Source organism: Avibacterium volantium (genome assembly GCF_049366555.1).
In the GTDB taxonomy this organism is placed as follows: domain Bacteria; phylum Pseudomonadota; class Gammaproteobacteria; order Enterobacterales; family Pasteurellaceae; genus Avibacterium; species Avibacterium volantium_A.
This window is the reverse complement of the sequence record NZ_JBMMGT010000004.1, coordinates 19741-37270: the sequence shown is the minus strand read 5'-3', so window position 1 is coordinate 37270 and position 17530 is coordinate 19741. Positions and strand designations below refer to the sequence as shown.

The 17530-nt window shown below is 42.4% G+C and carries 17 protein-coding genes; 6 read left to right on the top strand and 11 right to left on the bottom strand.

All coding sequences use genetic code 11. The features are described 5' to 3' along the window. Nucleotides 1–97 precede the first annotated feature (97 nt). Entirely contained in the window at nucleotides 98–1471 is a 1374-nt protein-coding gene (locus ACLS0A_RS01725) for a Do family serine endopeptidase (RefSeq protein WP_416082159.1), read from the top strand. 123 nt (nucleotides 1472–1594) lie between these two features. Here ACLS0A_RS01725 and prfA read toward each other — a convergent pair whose 3' ends face one another. From prfA to lrp, 6 genes are all read right to left on the bottom strand, one after another. Continuing rightward, a complete protein-coding gene (gene prfA / locus ACLS0A_RS01720; protein WP_194750759.1) occupies nucleotides 1595–2677 on the bottom strand; it encodes a peptide chain release factor 1 in 1083 nt (360 codons plus the stop codon). A 251-nt stretch (nucleotides 2678–2928) separates the two neighbouring features. Next, on the bottom strand, nucleotides 2929–4218 hold the full coding sequence (gene serS / locus ACLS0A_RS01715; protein WP_126372408.1) for a serine--tRNA ligase: 1290 nt from the start codon (nucleotides 4216–4218) through the stop codon (nucleotides 2929–2931). 119 nt (nucleotides 4219–4337) lie between these two features. After that, nucleotides 4338–5687 carry a replication-associated recombination protein A gene (locus ACLS0A_RS01710; RefSeq protein ID WP_416082158.1) on the bottom strand — a complete coding sequence of 450 codons (1350 nt, stop codon included), beginning with the start codon at nucleotides 5685–5687 and terminating at the stop codon, nucleotides 4338–4340. An 85-nt stretch (nucleotides 5688–5772) separates the two neighbouring features. Continuing rightward, complete coding sequence (gene lolA, locus ACLS0A_RS01705) at nucleotides 5773–6393, bottom strand: outer membrane lipoprotein chaperone LolA (RefSeq protein ID WP_416082157.1); 621 nt, start codon at nucleotides 6391–6393, stop codon at nucleotides 5773–5775. A 114-nt stretch (nucleotides 6394–6507) separates the two neighbouring features. Then, nucleotides 6508–9408, bottom strand: a complete 2901-nt coding sequence (locus tag ACLS0A_RS01700; RefSeq protein ID WP_416082156.1) for a DNA translocase FtsK — start codon at nucleotides 9406–9408, stop codon at nucleotides 6508–6510. A 1-nt stretch (nucleotide 9409) separates the two neighbouring features. After that, nucleotides 9410–9889, bottom strand: coding sequence for a leucine-responsive transcriptional regulator Lrp (gene lrp, locus ACLS0A_RS01695; RefSeq protein ID WP_103852795.1), 480 nt, complete (start codon nucleotides 9887–9889; stop codon nucleotides 9410–9412). 238 nt (nucleotides 9890–10127) lie between these two features. On the opposite strand from lrp, the gene ACLS0A_RS01690 reads away from it, so the two are divergent. After that, entirely contained in the window at nucleotides 10128–10463 is a 336-nt protein-coding gene (locus ACLS0A_RS01690; RefSeq protein ID WP_416082155.1) for a hypothetical protein, read from the top strand. A gap of 14 nt (nucleotides 10464–10477) precedes the next feature. Here the strand turns inward: ACLS0A_RS01690 and ACLS0A_RS01685 are convergent, their stop codons facing one another. The 3 genes from ACLS0A_RS01685 to ACLS0A_RS01675 are packed head-to-tail and all read right to left on the bottom strand — an operon-like array spanning nucleotide 10478 to nucleotide 12928. Then, nucleotides 10478–11830 (bottom strand): anti-phage deoxyguanosine triphosphatase, encoded by a 1353-nt coding sequence (locus ACLS0A_RS01685; RefSeq protein ID WP_416082154.1) that lies wholly within the window; start codon nucleotides 11828–11830, stop codon nucleotides 10478–10480. Nucleotide 11831: 1 nt separating this feature from the next. Further along, the gene (locus ACLS0A_RS01680; protein WP_103852792.1) at nucleotides 11832–12518 is read right to left on the bottom strand and encodes a CidB/LrgB family autolysis modulator; all 687 of its coding nucleotides are present in this window, start codon (nucleotides 12516–12518) and stop codon (nucleotides 11832–11834) included. Continuing rightward, entirely contained in the window at nucleotides 12515–12928 is a 414-nt protein-coding gene (locus ACLS0A_RS01675; protein WP_103852791.1) for a CidA/LrgA family protein, read from the bottom strand. Before ACLS0A_RS01675 ends, ACLS0A_RS01680 begins: the two co-directional genes overlap by 4 nt. A gap of 123 nt (nucleotides 12929–13051) precedes the next feature. On the opposite strand from ACLS0A_RS01675, the gene ACLS0A_RS01670 reads away from it, so the two are divergent. From ACLS0A_RS01670 to ACLS0A_RS01655, 4 genes are read left to right on the top strand one after another with little or no spacing between them, the layout of a single operon-like run. After that, a complete protein-coding gene (locus tag ACLS0A_RS01670; protein ID WP_416082153.1) occupies nucleotides 13052–13597 on the top strand; it encodes a thermonuclease family protein in 546 nt (181 codons plus the stop codon). Further along, entirely contained in the window at nucleotides 13587–14786 is a 1200-nt protein-coding gene (locus ACLS0A_RS01665; protein WP_416082152.1) for an aminotransferase class V-fold PLP-dependent enzyme, read from the top strand. Before ACLS0A_RS01670 ends, ACLS0A_RS01665 begins: the two co-directional genes overlap by 11 nt. A 4-nt stretch (nucleotides 14787–14790) precedes the next feature. Beyond that, nucleotides 14791–15180: a SufE family protein gene (locus tag ACLS0A_RS01660; protein ID WP_416082151.1), complete on the top strand. Its 390-nt coding sequence runs from the start codon at nucleotides 14791–14793 to the stop codon at nucleotides 15178–15180. Between the two features lie 58 nt (nucleotides 15181–15238). Next, a complete protein-coding gene (locus ACLS0A_RS01655) occupies nucleotides 15239–15847 on the top strand; it encodes a hypothetical protein (protein ID WP_416082150.1) in 609 nt (202 codons plus the stop codon). A gap of 41 nt (nucleotides 15848–15888) precedes the next feature. Here ACLS0A_RS01655 and ycfP read toward each other — a convergent pair whose 3' ends face one another. Beyond that, complete coding sequence (gene ycfP / locus ACLS0A_RS01650; RefSeq protein WP_416080912.1) at nucleotides 15889–16428, bottom strand: alpha/beta hydrolase YcfP; 540 nt, start codon at nucleotides 16426–16428, stop codon at nucleotides 15889–15891. Nucleotides 16429–16538: 110 nt separating this feature from the next. Further along, nucleotides 16539–17456: an ATP-grasp domain-containing protein gene (locus ACLS0A_RS01645; RefSeq protein ID WP_416082149.1), complete on the bottom strand. Its 918-nt coding sequence runs from the start codon at nucleotides 17454–17456 to the stop codon at nucleotides 16539–16541. Nucleotides 17457–17530 lie beyond the last annotated feature (74 nt).

The following is a 17530-nucleotide window of genomic DNA, read 5'->3' as shown; positions in this document are numbered from 1 at the left end:
GCTTTCAGCAATGAAAGAAAATAGCGATAGATCCCTTTAAAAATTGAGATCTGTTCTTATTTTAAAATGACACTTAGTAACGAAATGGAGAAATGAAGTGAAAAGAAAACATTTTTTATTAACGAGTATCGCTCTTGGCTTAACTGTGCTTGGCACTTCGGTGAACGCAACGGCAACATTGCCCCCACCAAGCACGCTTTCTGGCACGCCTACTTTAGCGCCAATGCTAGAACAAGTTCTACCTAGCGTCGTTTCCATTGCGGTGGAAGGAAAACAAAAAGCACGCTTCCAAAATGACGATATTCCTGAAGAATTCAAATTTTTCTTCGGGCCGGATATTTTTAAGAACAACGCTCCGCGTAGCTTCAAAGGACTCGGCTCTGGTGTGATTATCAATGCCGAAAAAGGTTATGTGCTAACCAATAATCACGTTATTGATCAAGCAGATAAAATCACCGTGAAATTACAAGACGGACGCGAATTTAAAGCTAAATTAGTGGGCGCAGATGAGCTTTCTGATATTGCCTTAATTCAGCTAGAAGATCCGAAAAATCTTACTGAAATCAAAATGGCTGACTCCGATAAACTACGCGTTGGTGATTACACCGTAGCAGTCGGCAACCCATTTGGTCTAGGGCAAACAGTAACCTCAGGGATTGTTTCTGCTCTTGGACGCTCAACTGGCTCAGAACGCGGTAGCTATGAAAATTACATTCAAACTGACGCCGCAGTAAACCAAGGCAATTCTGGTGGCCCATTGCTTAACCTTAATGGCGAATTAATCGGCATCAATACCGCCATTATCTCACCGAGTGGAGGAAATGCGGGCATTGCTTTCGCTATTCCAAGCAATATGGCAAACAGCCTTGTGAAACAAATCCTTGAATTTGGCGAAGTTCGCCGTGGATTATTAGGCATTAAAGGGGCTGAACTCAATGCTGATTTAGCCAAAGCCCTCAAAATTGATGCACAACAAGGCGCATTCATAAGTGAAGTATTGCCAGATTCTGCCGCAGAAAAAGCGGGCTTACAAGCAGGCGATGTGATCACGGCAATTAACGGCCAAAAACTATCCAGCTTCGCCGAATTGCGAGCCAAAATCGCCACCACTGGTGCGGGTAAAAACGTGGAATTAACCTATTTACGCGATGGTAAATCCAACACCACTTCCGTTACCTTGCAACCAGATGAAGAAGCCAAAGCCAGCGCAACAAACCTTCTCCCAGCCTTAGAAGGCGCAGAGTTAAGCAACTATAATGCAAAAGGACAAAAAGGCGTTGAAATTAGCAAAATTAAGGATAAATCGCTCGCACAACGCCTAGGCTTAAAAGACGGCGATGTGATTATCGGCATAAACCGCTCGCCAGTTGAGAACCTAGACCAACTGCGTAAATCACTCAAAGATAAACCTTCTACTATCGCATTAAATATTTTGCGTGGTAAAACCAATTTTTATTTGTTGGTGCAATAAAAATTAAGGTAAAACAAAAGGCTTGATGTGAAAATCAAGCCTTTTTTTATTATATTAAGTTACAGTATTTTTTCTCGTTTTTATACCACACTTTTCTTTTTTCTTAGCGAATTAACTGGCTAATTATCCTTGATCTGACAACGCCGCAAGCTGATCAGCTTGGTATTCGGTGATGATTGGTTGGATTAGTTCGTCCATTTTGCCGTTCATCACTTCATCTAAGCGATAGATCGTTAGGTTGATGCGGTGATCGGTAACACGGCCTTGTGGGTAATTATAGGTACGGATTTTATCCGAACGATCACCCGAACCAAGCAAATTGCGGCGCGTGTCTGCTTGTTCCGCGGCTTGGCGTTCTTGTTCGGCTTGCACAATTCGAGAAGCTAGCACTGACATTGCTTTGGCTTTGTTTTTATGTTGTGAACGCTCTTCTTGGCATTCCACCACAATGCCTGTTGGAATATGGGTGATTCGTACCGCTGAATCGGTGGTATTAACGTGCTGACCGCCTGCGCCTGATGAGCGATAAGTATCAATACGTAAATCTGCAGGGTTAATTTCTGGCAATTCGCTTTCTGGCAATTCTGGCATTACCGCCACGGTACAAGCGGAAGTATGAATTCGTCCTTGCGATTCCGTTTTTGGCACGCGTTGAACTCGGTGTCCGCCTGATTCAAATTTTAACTGACCATATACATTTTCGCCGCTGATTTTGACGATCACTTCTTTATAACCGCCCTGCTCGCTTTCATTCGCGCTGAGCATTTCCACACGCCAACGCTTACTTTCCGCATAGCGGCTGTACATACGGAATAAATCACCCGCGAAGATCCCTGCTTCATCACCGCCTGTTCCTGCGCGGATTTCTAAATAGCAGTTATATTCATCGTTAGGATCTTTCGGCAGTAATAAAATTTGTAATTGCGCTTCTACTTGCTCAATTTCGGCTTTGCATTCTTCAATTTCTTCTTGTGCCATTTCACGCATACTTGGATCATCGAGCAATAATTCGGCTTCTTCCATATTGCTATTTAACTGTTTCCAGCGTGCAAAGCATTTCACGACGTCTTCAAGTTGGGCATATTCTTTTGAATAAGCACGAAATTTTTCTTGATCGCTAATGACTGAGGCATCGCCAAGCAAGGCTTCTAGCTCTTCGTGGCGTTCATTTAAACTATCTAATTTACTGATAATAGAGGGTTTCATTTGTTGACCTATAAAATCCACTGACAAAAAACGGCGCTTATTCTAGCACGATTTCGGTAAAAATTTATAGCAGTAAGCAAAGTTCAGCGTATTTATGCACAAAGAAAAATTCGCTTATTTTACACCGCACTTAATAATTTGAATAGTTAAGCGTTGGCTTTGTTTACATATAAAAAAATCTGTACCTCAAGTTCTTGAGCTTAACTCAGCATTTGAGATACAGATTAGTACAACCGTCTTTTAGGGAGAGATTATTTCCCAATCACTTCCAATCCGCCCATATATGGACGCAACACCTCTGGCACGGTGATGCTGCCGTCTGCGTTTTGGTAGTTTTCAAGCACGGCAACAAGGGTGCGGCCAACGGCTAAGCCTGAGCCATTTAGGGTGTGAACAAGGCGTGGTTTTTTCTCGCCTTTCACACGATAACGAGCCTGCATACGGCGCGCTTGGAAATCCCACATATTTGAGCAAGAAGAAATTTCACGGTAGGTATTTTGTGCTGGCACCCAAACTTCTAAATCGTAAGTTTTAGCTGAGCCAAAGCCCATATCGCCAGTACATAGTAACACTTTACGATAAGGCAGATTTAACAACTGCAACACTTTTTCCGCGTGGCCAGTGAGTTCTTCCAAAGCTTCCATTGATTTTTCTGGCTCTACGATTTGTACCATTTCTACTTTGTCGAATTGGTGCATGCGGATCAAACCACGGGTATCACGGCCGTAAGATCCTGCTTCTGAACGGAAACAAGGGGTATGTGCGGTCATTTTAATTGGCAGTTCCGCTTGGTCTAAAATTTCATCACGCACAAGGTTGGTAACTGGCACTTCCGCCGTTGGAATTAAGGCGTAAGGTTGCTCTCCTTCTAGCGGTTTGGTATGGAATAAATCTTCGCCAAATTTTGGTAGCTGCCCTGTGCCATAAAGGGTGGCGTGATTAACTAAATAAGGCACATAGGTTTCGCTATAACCGTGTTGTTCGGTATGCAAATCGAGCATAAATTGCGCTAGCGCACGGTGCATTTTGGCAATTTGTCCTTTCATTACCACAAAACGCGCGCCGCTTAATTTCACGCCTGCAGCAAAATCTAGCCCTTGCAAATGCTCGCCTAAGGTAACGTGATCTTTCACTTCAAAATCAAAGGTTCTTGGCTCGCCCCAACGAGAAATCTCCACATTGTCGTTTTCATCGTTGCCCAGTGGCACTTCATCGGCAGGAATATTTGGAATGCTAAGAGCAATTTCTTGCAGATCCGCTTGCACATCATCAAGTTGGCTTTTCGCCATACTTAATTCAATGCCCATATTATCCACTTCCGCCAATAATGGCTCAATGTCCTCACCGCGTGCTTTTGCCGCACCAATGGCTTTTGAGCGCGCATTACGCTCTGCTTGTAAGGTTTCGGTTTTAACTTGTAGGGCTTTGCGCTGTTCTTCTAATTCTGTGATACGCGCTACATCTAACTCAAAGCCACGTCTTACTTTTAATTTTTCTGCCACTTCCGCAAGATTATTGCGTAATAAATTTGCATCAATCATTTTGTTACCTTTAGAAAATAAATATGCTCAAAAAACCGTTCTATTTTAGATCGGATAAAAAAAATAAACTAGGGCTGTTGATCATTCATTTTGCATTTGAGTGATCAACCGCTCCTAAACTACTTGCCAGATTTATAACGGATATTTGGACTTTGCTCGTCAAGTTGGCGAAGTTTTTCTAATTTTTCACGAATTTGAATTTCCATTCCTCGAGCAACAGGGAAATAATATTGGGTATCTTTCAGCGCTTCTGGGAAATAATTTTCCCCTGCGGCATAAGCATTTTCTTCGTTGTGTGCATAACGATATTCTGCACCGAAACCTAGTTCTTTCATCAAATGAGTTGGCGCGTTGCGTAAATGCTCTGGCACATCATAATCAGGGCTTTCTAAGGCGTGCTTTTTCGCGGCCTTGAAAGCTTGATACACGGCATTGCTTTTCGGTGCAACAGCTAAATAAACAATGGCTTGCGCAATGGCACGCTCCCCTTCGGCTGCCCCCACGCGCGTGAAGCAATCCCAAGCGGCAATGGCCACTTGCATTGCGCGCGGATCGGCATTGCCCACATCTTCTGAGGCAATGGCCAATAAACGGCGCGCCACATAAAGGGGATCGCCGCCTGCGGTTAAAATGCGCGCATACCAATATAAAGCGGCATCTGGCGATGAGCCACGCACGGATTTATGCAAGGCTGAGATGAGATCATAGAAGCGATCGCCTTGTTTATCAAAACGGGCTTGCCGTTCGCCCAACACTTCCGTTAATAAAGTGCGGTGCAAAAATTTGCCATTTTTGCCCTCTTCCGCCATATCGGCCATTAATTCAAGGCTATTTAATGCAAGGCGTGCATCGCCATTGACATATTCCGCCAGCATTGCAAGTAAATTGTCTTCTAAGATTAAATCAAGGTTGCCTAGCCCTTTTTCTTTGTCATTAATGGCGCGCTGTAACACTTGTTCGATTTCTTGTGCGGTTAAGGATTTCAGCACATACACGCGCGCACGCGAAAGCAAGGCGTTATTCAGTTCAAAAGAAGGATTTTCAGTGGTTGCGCCAATAAAAATCACCGTGCCATCTTCAATATAAGGCAAAAACGCATCTTGCTGGCTTTTGTTGAAACGATGGACTTCGTCCACAAATAAAATGGTACGCTGCCCTGCAAGCCGATTTTGTTTGGCGCGCTCAATGGCTTCACGAATTTCCTTTACCCCACCTGTTACCGCTGAAATCCGTTCCACTTCCGCATTAATACGTTGCGCAATAATTTCTGCCAAGGTGGTTTTGCCTGTGCCGGGCGGCCCCCACAAAATCATTGAGTGAATATGCCCCGCTTCAATGGCTTTGCGTAATGGTTTACCTACACCAATCAAATGGCATTGTCCATAATATTCGTCTAAATGGGTTGGACGCATTCTCGCCGCTAAAGGGCGGAAATCATTTTCAGCAAAGTCAAAAGCAAGATTAGGCATTTTTTTCTCTCGTATGTGGATAATTTCAGGAAAAAATAAGGCTAAATTGTAAACCATTTAGCCTTAAAGTGCGGTGATTTTTTCGTTACTTTTTCTTGCGCTGATCGTCCAGCTCTGCACCTTTCGGCACGCTGAATTTAAACAAATTATCTGCCAACGGTTGGTTGGTGATATTACGCAATAAGTATAAATTGGTTTGTCCGTCTTTTTCTGTGGTGCTAAAGTTTTTTAACACACCATCAGAATCAATGCGAATATTGAATTGCTTAATATTGCTTTTCGCAGATTTTGGTTTAAGGGTAAAGGTATCCGCTGATTGCGCGACGGTATATTTTTTCCATTGCGCTTGATCATTGCTGGTAAGCAACACAAATGGTGTATTATTCACCGCTTCAGACACCCAATTTGCCGTAACCTGCTGCACGAAAGGATCGTAAAACCACAGGGTTTTGCCGTCTGACACAATTTGGCTTTCTTGCGGAGATTGGTTATCCATTCTGAATAAATTTGGGCGTTTAATGCGAAGTTTACCTTTGCCTTGTTGAATTTCTTTGCCTTTGGCATCACTCACTTTTTGCACATAATCTGCGCTTAACACGTCCACTTTGTTAAGGCGCGTTTGTAATTCACTCACCGCATCAGCCCAAGCCATTTGGCTTAAACCTAAACATAAAAGTGCGGTGATTTTTACTGCCATTTTTTTCATAAATCTTCCTTTAATCCTAAAATAATGGGAAACCATTGTGTTAGTCAGACAATAAAATTTCCCATTTGTTGCATTTTCTTTATGCTTAGCTTTGTAATTCGCTGAAAGATTAAACTAATAATCCGAACTGCGGGCTAAAATTTCACGCTTACCATTTTGTAGCGGTGAAACAATGCCTTGTTCTTCCAGCTGATCCATAATGCGTGCGGCACGGTTAAAGCCGACACGGAAACGGCGTTGGATTGATGAGGCTGACGTTGTGCCTGTTTCGATCACGAAATTCATCACTTCATCAAAAAGATCATCAAGATCGCCGTCATCACCACTTCGTGCTACTTCACCCTCTTCATCATCGGCACTGTCTAAAATGCCATCAATATAATCTGGTTTGCCTCTTGCACGCCAGTCATCAGCCACACGAGCCACTTCGTCATCACTCATAAATGCGCCGTGAACACGGATTAAATCGGAAGAGCCTTGCCCTGAATAAAGCATATCCCCACGGCCTAACAAGGTTTCTGCACCACCTTGATCGAGAATGGTGCGCGAGTCAATTTTACTCGCCACGGTAAAGGCAATACGGCTTGGAATATTAGCCTTGATCAAGCCAGTAATCACGTCCACAGAAGGGCGCTGGGTTGCCAAAATCAAGTGAATACCGATGGCACGGGCTTTTTGTGCAAGGCGCGCAATGAGTTCTTCAATTTGCTTACCTGCTACCATCATCAAATCGGCAAACTCATCGACAATCACCACAATATAGCTGAGTTTTTCCAGCGCAGGTGGCATTGCGTCCATTGTGTCGCCCGGTCGCCAAATTGGGTTTGGAATTGGCATTCCCATTGCGTTATATTCATCAATTTTTTCGTTATAGCCTTCAATATTACGCACACGCAAGGCGGATAATAATTGGTAGCGGCGCTCCATTTCGTCCACGCACCAACGCAGTGCATTGGCAGCTTTTTTCATATCCGTAACCACTTCGGTGAGCAAGTGCGGAATATCGTTATAAATGGAAAGCTCCACCACTTTCGGGTCGATCATAATAAATTTCACTTCTTCAGGCTTCACTCTGAAAAGTAAACTTAAAATCATCGTATTCACCCCAACGGATTTCCCCGAACCTGTTGAGCCTGCCACCAACAAATGAGGCATTTTGGCTAGATCTACGATCACAGGATTGCCGCTAATGTCTTTTCCTAGCGCCATTGAAAGCAAGGATTTTGACTCACGAAATTCTCGGCTGTCTAGCACATCACGCAGCGGCACCATTTGGCGCTGTAAATTTGGCGTTTCAATGCCAATATAAGGCTTGCCGGGGATCACTTCTGCCACACGAATGGAGCGGAACATCAAGGCGCGCGCTAAATCTGTATCAATATTGGTAACTTTGGACGCTTTCACCCCAGGTTGCAATTCCAATTCATAACGCGTTACCACAGGCCCTACCAACACATCTTTTACACTCGCTTTTACATTGAAATTACGTAATTGTTGCTCAATACGTTGCGAGGTTTCTAAGATTTCTTCGCGCGTGATATTTTGTTCTTCCACTTCACGTTTATCCAATAAATCTAAACTTGGCAATGGTGTGGTAGGTTTTTCCGCTTTTTTCACCTGCTTTTGCAAGGCTGGGTGAATTAAGGAATCGCCATAGGGTTTGTAAGTTGGCTGGCTTACCGCAGGCTGAGGTTCAGTTGGCTGATTTACCGTTGATTGCGTTGGATTTTGCCCAGCCAGAATATCCGCTAAAGCATCTTCCGCATTGATTTCTTTTGCGCGCTGCTGCATTTCAGCCAAGCGTTGTGCTTCTTGCGCTGCGAACTGACGAACCAATTCGTCCATTTCATTATCTTGCTCTGGCAAATTTTCTGTTTCAGAATAATTGTCTAACGAATAATCAGGAATGGATACCTTTAATTCAGGTGCTTGTTCTATTGCAGAAAATTCTGTAGAAAAATCCACCGCACTTGGTAAGTCTGCCTCATTGGGTAAATCTGCCTGTGCCGTTAAATCCTTCTGTTCAACAACGGCTTGAACAGGCTTAACCATTGTCTGTTCCGTAGTTACGCCAATTTGCGTGGCTGAGCTCGTTACCGTGCTGGTTTGAGGAATACGCACGTTCGGCAATGGTTCTTCTTGCCCTACACCATAATTGGAAAGGGATTCCATTTGGCGTGGATCAAAAAGATCTTGGCTATTTGAAACTGCTTGGCTTTCATTATGTGTAAGTGGAGTTTCTGACTGAACAAATTCTTGTAAGCCACTAATTTGAATAAAGGTTTGGTTATCTTTATTTTGCTCTTCGCTTGCTTCGTTTTGCGCTGCATTTTCATTTTGTAATGACGAAATTGGCGCAGGCTTTTGGATAATAATTTCCTCTAAAGGCTCAGGCTCGCTGTCTGCTCGTGGCTCGGCGGGCATTGCCATTGCTAGAGTTTTGTCCTCATTCATTGTGAGCCAGTAATAAAATCTCACAAAAAGCTGCACTAAAGCCTTACCTGAACACAAAATAAAGCCTGCAATAGCTGACAATAATGCGCACAAAATCACTCCTGCTTTGCCTAAAACAGGATAAAGGGAAACCACTAAGCTTCCACCTAACACCCCACCAGCAAGATAAGAGCTAGTATTAGAAAGCAATAAAGTAGCTAATGCGGTTAAACCGCTAAATAATAAGATCCCCCCTAGCGTGCGAATAGCCGCTTTAATCCAAGTGATCTGGGTGAATTTTTTGGTTTTGAATAAATAAATCGGCACAAAACATAAAATAAAAGGAATTAAATTGCCGATATGTCCAAAGAAAGTAAAAAATAAGCCTATAAGCCAAGCGCCCAACGCTCCCGCTTTATTGATGGTTTCAGGCTGCGAGGACGAAACCGCCCAAGTGTTATCAAAAGGGCTGTAACTTGACCAAGCAATAATCAAATACAAACCAAACAGGGAAATTGTGCCTAAACACAATTCCGCCATATATTGTTTTGGTGTTAGTTTTGCTGTAATTCGTTTAATCATCTTATTTTAATTGTAAAAAATTGGTCTGTTTCACTTCTTCCATTACCACATAGGTACGAGTATCGTTCACGCCAGGCAAACGTAGCAAGGTTGTGCCAAGCAATTTGCGGTATGCCGCCATATCCGCCACACGGGTTTTGAGTAAATAGTCAAAATCCCCCGACACCAAATGACATTCTTGAATTTCATCAAGCTGTTGCACTGCTTCGTTAAATTCTTCAAATACATCAGGTTTTCCGCGCACAAGAGTGATTTCTACGATCACGAGCAATGGCGAATCCAACAATTCAGGGTTAAGCAAGGCACGGTAACCCATAATCACTCCTTGTTTTTCCAAGCGTTTTACACGCTCCAAACAAGGGGTTGGCGATAACCCGACTTTCTTTGAAAGGTCAATATTAGAAATTTTGCCATTACGCTGTAATTCATTCAGAATTTTTATATCAATGGCATCAAGGGCTTTAGGTAATTTTTTTTCCATAAAATTTTCCACCGTAAATGACGGTAAAATACCGCTTAAAATAGAAATAACAACTAATTTTACACTATTCTATAAAATTTTATAGGGAAAACTTCAGACTTTAAAAATTAAAAATCGTTCAAAATTACACCGCACTTTAAAATAATGCCCTTATAAAAAATAAGGTGAATTGGGTATTCGACTTCATTTTAATTAGATCGATAATTTAACCAATGATTAATAACAACTCATACGCATTATGGAAAATCCATTCACCGCTCGCTGGAGTACACAAGGCAACACGCTGTGTTTAGGGCATTGGGAAATTTTTTATCAAGGCAATCTGCTTGATATTCCAGAACACAAACGTGAACACGATATGGGAACAAAGGGAATTTATAATTTCATCGATCCTACCGATGAACTTTATTTAGAAGGGCTTGATGAAGATGATTGGATTCTCGCTAACATTGAGTGGCTAAGTGATGTATTTATTGCTGCCGATATTCCATTAGAAGAAAATTATATGCGTTGGTTTTACCAAGCCGTAAATAAAGACGATTGGCGTTGCGGAAGCTGTGGAGGCTGTATTTAGCCCCCATTCTTGGATCAAAGCTGTTGATATACTTTCATTGCGTAAGCATCTGACATTCCCGCAATGTAGTCACAGATAATCCGTTTTTTCTGATTCGGCTCTGCATTTTTCCAACGCGCCGCTGTGTTACGCGGTAACAGGCGTTCAGGATCGCTCTCAAAAATTTGAAACATTTCTGTCAGCATTCGTTGTCCTTTATACTCAATGCGTTGCGTATTAACATCACGAATGACATATTGCCACACAAAATCAGTAAACACGTTTAGCACGCTAATCACATCTTCTGGCAATTCAGCATTATAGCGTAGCAAAGGATCATCAAATTCAGGATTAATTTTCCACCGCACATTGGTAATAAAATAATTTACCAATGCACCAATAGCATTTTTACGTTCATAATGATGTGCTGAAAACAATTTTTTGCTCAGACTGTCAATATTCAGCTTGATCCATTGAGAAGAGCTATTTTTAAGCTGCTGCAACGCCTCTTGCCATTGATATAAATGAATCACGCCAACTACAATAGCATCTTCTAAATCGTGAACGCCATAAGCAATATCGTCCGCCAGCTCCATAATGCTGCAATCTAAAGATTTATAACGAGTTTTTAACGTTTGCTGTGGCGTAACTCTGGCTTCGCTAAATTGCTGAAAAAGCTGACGATCTTTTTCGCTTAATGGCAACAATAGCCAGTGAAACATTTCCAAATCATCACGAAAGATGCCTTTTCCCGGTTTCCAATCTGCAATTTTGGCATACAAGGGATTTTCACTCCCTTGTGGTAAAATTTCGCCATATTGTGGTGAAGAACAATCTAAAATGGCAGGATATTTCACCACGCCAAGCAAAGTGCGGCGGGTTAAATTCATTCCGGCATTGGCGGTATAAGGCTCTAACTTGGTCAATAAGCGAAAAGTTTGTGCATTGCCTTCAAAGCCTCCGTGATCGCGCATCATATAATTTAATGCCACTTCCCCACCGTGCCCAAAAGGCGGGTGTCCAATATCGTGGGCAAAGCACAGGCTTTCAATCAGATCATTGGAGGGCAATAAGGGTTTTAGCTGTTTTTGTAAAAGGCTTTTATCCGTCTTTAATTGTTCGGCTAAATGGGCAAATGCTTCGATGAATTTGAGTTGTGCCACCAAGCTGCTACCAATTTGTGCCACTTCCAAAGAATGGGTTAAGCGCGTGCGGTAAAAATCATTTTCACCCACGGCGTGAATTTGCGTTTTAGCTTGCAGGCAGCGAAATGCCGCACTGTGCAAAATACGCCCACGATCACGGCGAAATGGAGGGCGGTGATCTTTTTCTCGTGGATTATCAGGGATATAACGTTCGTGCCAAAGGCTATTCACTGTATTTTTCATTCTACACCACCCAAAAATAAATTAATTTGAATACAAAAGGGGCAAAAATGGAACTTAAGATACCACAAAGCACCAAGGCGATTGAGCTATAATTCCCCGCTTTAGGATCAACTTCCATACAACTTACCGTACCTAAAACGTGCGAAACAGCCCCCACCGAAAGCCCAATGGATTCGGCATATTTTATTTTTATGGCTTTCAGAATTAAATAACCAAACATTGACCCTTGCAACCCAGCAATCAATACCGCCGCTGCCGCAACGGAGGGAATACCACCAATGTTTTGAGCAATTTCCATCGCAATTGGCGTGGTAACGGATTTTGGTAAAATCGTTGCAACCAGTTCAGGTTCTGCCCCAAGCAATAAGGCGAGTACTGCCCCCACTACCATTGAGAATAAAGAAGAAAGTGCGGTGATAAATAAAATCGTTTTCCAATATTCTTTAATTTGGCGAAACTGTTCGTATAACGGCAATGCGAGGGCAACCACACTCACCCCCAATAAATGATTTAACGGTGCATTCCCTGCCATATAATCGGGATAAGGCACATTAAACATCACGACAATGGCAATCAACATTGCTACGGTAAGGATAAAGCTATTAAAAATGATTGATTTCAACCGCTTACTAATCTGCAAGGCAACCATAAAAACCGCGAGGGTAAGCAAAGTATAAGCGTAAATCATTTGCTCTCCTTAGCCCGTTTTTTCAAGACTTTTTTGCGTAATCCAGCAAAAGACTGTTGGGAAAAAAGATAATCCGCCAAAATGCCACTGAGCACCAATGTCAAAATTGTCGCCACCACATTAGGGATTAACAGCACTTTGGCTTGGTTGAGCAAAAGGTCAGAATATTGAATAATCCCCACGCTTACTGGCACAAACAGCACCGCCATATAACGCATTAATAGGCTTGCACCTGCAAAAATCCAATGCACTTTAATCACTTGTAACATTAAGCAGGTGAATAATAAAAGCAATCCCCAAATGCTACCAGGTATGCCAATAGGAATAAAACGAGCGATTTGCTCACCGAGAAAAAGCATTAAAAAAAGAATGGCAAAAGAACGTAATAACTGAAAAATCTTCTGTGTCATACCGCTATAAATTTGTTAATTTACTAAAACCGCAACAATTCTACTCTTATTTTATTCGTTTTGTTATGGCTTTTCGTTACAATAAGAAAAATTTCAAACTTTTTTAGAATCAATGTGATCAGAATGTTACGAAAGCGTTTCGTGTTCTTTATTACAACAATTACAACAATATTTTGGCTTCCTCAAACAGCAGAAGCAGTGCGTATCATTCCTTGCCGCGTTGTGGCAATTTCTGATGGCGATACCTTTAGCTGTTTGCTTGAAAATAACAAACAAATCAAAGTTCGTTTAGACAGCATTGATGCGCCAGAAAAGAAACAGCCTTTTGGTAATAAATCGCGTCAAACCTTAGCCAACCTGATTCATAAGCAAGCGGTTCAGCTGCAAATTGTGGGCTATGATCGCTATCAACGCACGCTTGCCACGGTGTATAACCAACAAGGGCAGAATGTCAATCTTGCAATGGTAAAACTAGGAATGGCATGGGTGTATGAGCGTTATGCGCACGATCAAAGCTATTTTCACGCACAGCAACAGGCACGCGCACAACGTGTCGGTTTATGGCAAGATCCACAACTGATTTACCCTGAACAATGGCGAAAAATGCAAAGCGAACAGCGTAAACAAAAACGCCAACAAAAAGAAAAAGGATCATTCTATGGCTTTTAACTCCACAGAATTTCGGAAAAACTTCCCTTATTTTCAACAACCTAACGCAGCCGTTTATTTAGACAGCGCCGCTACTAGCTTAAAACCGCAAGCCTTGATTGATGCCACCGTTGCGTTCTATCAATCCGCAGGATCGGTACATCGCAGCCAATATGACGAACAACAAACCACACGCTATGAACAAGCGCGCGCAAGAGTGAAAAAACTGCTCAACGCACAAAGCGAACAAAGTATTATTTGGACATCAGGCACCACGCACGCCATTAATTTAGTGGCGAACGGCCTGCTGCCACAGCTTACGCCACAAGATGAAATCATCATCAGTGAAGCGGAACACCACGCCAATTTTGTCAGCTGGCAGCAGCTAAGCCAAAAAACTGGGGCGAAATTGATCGTTCTGCCATTGCAGACTAACGGCGTTATTGATGATCGTGCATTAAAAAGTGCGGTGCAAAAAAACTGCAAAATTGTTGCCTTGACGATGATGTCCAATGTAACGGGTGTGGTGCAGCCGTTGGCTGATTTAATCCCGATTATTCGCCACCAAAGTAACGCATTCATCTTAGCCGATGCGGCACAAGCCATTAATCATCTTTCCCTTGATTTACAACAACTTGATGTAGATTTTCTCACCTTTTCCGCACACAAAATCTATGGCCCCACAGGGCTTGGTGTTTTGGCTGGAAAATTGACCGCACTTAATCAACTTCAGCCCTTATTATTTGGTGGCAAAATGGTACAGAAAGTCAGCGCACAGCAAACAGAATTTGCCGAATTACCTTATAAACTTGAAGCCGGCACGCCGAATATTGCTGGCGTAATCGGTTTTAATGCGGTGCTAGAATGGTTGGAAAAATGGGACAACAATGCCGCACATCAGTATGTCGCGCAATTAAGCGAACAAATCATCGCACGCTTGCAACAATACCCTGCCTGCCAGCTTTTTGCTTATGGCGATCGCAGCCCAATTATTAGCTTTTTATTTAAGCATATCGATCTTTCTGATCTTGCTACCCTGTTGAGCGAACAAAATATTGCCCTGCGCGCTGGCGAACATTGCGCTCAACCTTATTTGGCAAGGCTCGGACAACGTGGTACATTACGCCTTTCCCTTGCCCCTTACAATAATGAGCAAGATATTGAACACTTTTTTAACGCGTTGGATAACGCCTTAGCCTTGTTAGATTAACGCAATGAGAACAGAAATTAAAAACGCCAAAAATTGGGAAGATCGCTACCGCTTCATCATTCAACGCGGAAAAAATCTCTCTCGCCCTGATGAACAAACGCTCGCTCAAATGCAGCCTATTTCAGGTTGCGAAGCCAAGGTTTGGTTCAAATTTGAAGAAAAAAACGACCGCACTTTTATGTTTAATGCCTTTAGCGAAGCACGCATTATTAACGGCTTACTTTGGCTGATTTTGCAAGAAATTAACGGTAAAACCGCAGAGCAACTGCAATCCTTTGACTTAACCGCTTATTTTGATGAACTTGGCATTGCTCAACGATTAAGCAGCACGCGCTTAAATGGCTTAAAACAAATTGAGCAAATTGTGCGAAATTTAGCAACTTGTACAAATTAAATCTGTCGAAAATAAAAAACTTGCTATAATCGCCACAAGCAATTTATCAGGAAGAATAATGAAAAAAAAACTTGTCGCATTTTTAATTTCTGCCTTATTTTCCACCGCACTTTGGGCGGATTGGGAAATGGTGGGCAATGCTGATTATAACTGGGGGCCATTTCAAATTTACACCCTAAGCCTCTATTCAGAAACGGGAAATTATCAAGAAAATCAATGCCCTTTAATGCTTTCATTCAACTTTGATAAACCCGTGGAAGGCAAAAGTTTCGCCATTAGTTTAATCAAAGAAATGAAATCCCTTAAGGTGGAAGGCGATACGGATAATTGGCTAGATGAACTCCAAAGCATCTTTCCCGATTTCTCGCCTAAAGATGTATTGAGTTACATTGCCTTGCCAAACAAAGGCTATTTTATTTTAAATGACACGGTACTAGACAAGGAATTTGGCGATGATTTTAACCGTGCGTTTATCAACAGTGCCTTATCACCAAAAGGCAGTTACGGTAAAATTTTGCCACAGCTATTAGGCAAAGAAAAAAGCTCCCACAGCAAAGCAGAACGCTTACTGGATACGCCAGATGTCGAAAAAATTGATGAAGATGAATTAAAACCACAACTTCCACCGCAATTTGAGCTTGATCGCCAAACACAGGAAGAGGTTTAGACAACAAATAAAAGGGCGGATAATTTCAATCCACCCTATTTTTATGCCGCTTTAAAGGCTTTAATTTGTTGTAAATGTTGCGAAATTTTTTTGAATTTATGACCTTCGTTTTCGTCCCAAATCACCTCATAAAAAGGGGAAAGGGTTTCTGCACTGCGCTGAGCATCTAACACTTCATCTTGAGTAGAAAGAAAAACTAAGCAATTTCCCTTATTTTTTAAACGGAAATTTTCAACACATTTGGTGGCAATATCTTGATATTCTTCAGGGCGATCTATTCTGCCTTGCATATTTTCATAAGGGAACAAATTCGGGTTAAAAATTGCCTGCTTGATACCGCACAAAAAGCCAATGCGCTCCGCCCAATAGCCACCAAGTCCAACACCACAAATAAGAGGCGTTTTATCATTGCTTTCTGACACTAATTTATGCACTTCATTGAGCAAAAATTGCATATCATAACGTGGGTGCAAGGTGCTGTAATTGATGAATCGCACATCGTCATCAATAAATTTTAACTGCATTATTTTTTCGTGATTACCGGGGCTGTTGGAATCGAAACCGTGTAAATAAATAATCATAGGAAACCTCACCTATTTGAATTGGGCAATGCCGTTAGAAACCGCAGGATTTGCGAGAAAACGGCTTTATTAAAACAAAAAATACGCAAATTTTCTACCGCACTTGCTATTTATTCATTATTTTTTGATCTGGCTTGGCTTTTTCGCTCCAAATGCAAGATCATTTGTAACGCAATATCCAAACCGCTGGTTTTTTCAATCATCTCTAAACCGGGGCTGGCATTGACTTCTAACACCAACAAGCCTTGATGTGAGCGAATTAAATCTACCCCAGCCACATCTAAGCCTAAGGCTTGCGTGGCGGTAAGTGCAATTTGTTTTTCCTGCTCACTGAGCCATACTTGCTCGCCTGTTCCTCCACGGTGAATATTGGCGCGAAACTCGCCTGCTTGCCCTTTGCGCTCCATTGTGGCAATCACTTTTCCGCCCACCACAAAACAGCGCACATCGCCCCCTTGCGCTTCGCTAATAAACTGCTGCATTAGCACAGGCACGCCAGAATGATTTAAGGTTTCCACAATGCTACTGGCGCTACTTTGGCTTTCTGCCAAGATCACGCCAATACCTTGCGATCCACTCAAGGTTTTCAAAATAGTCGGCGAGCCAATCAACTCAAGGCTTTCTTTCGCCCGCGTTTCACTGCCAGCCAGTAAAGAAGGGGGAACAGCAATACCGTGCTGAACTAAAATCTGCAAGCTCCACCATTTATCACGCGCTTTAAGAAAAGGCTCAACGTCATTTAAACAAGCCACTCCTTTTGCCTGAAAATGTTGCAATACAGCACAGCCTATTTGTGTACTCGCCGAACCAAAGCGCGGCAATACGGCATCATAATCGGGCAATAAATAAGGCTCAGCTTCGCGATTTGGCTGATAATACAAATCAAAGTGCGGTGCTTTTTCGCTGAGTTTTAGCACAAAACGATTGGGGTCGAGAATATCCATTTGGTGTCCGCAACTTTCCGCGGCTTCTTTTAAACGCTGGCAGCTATAAAGACGCGGCTCGCGGCATAACATTAATAATTTCATTTTTTCCTACTTCGGCTACAAGGCTCTCAAACTGTTATTTTGATATATTACACCAATTACAACAATGCTAAAAA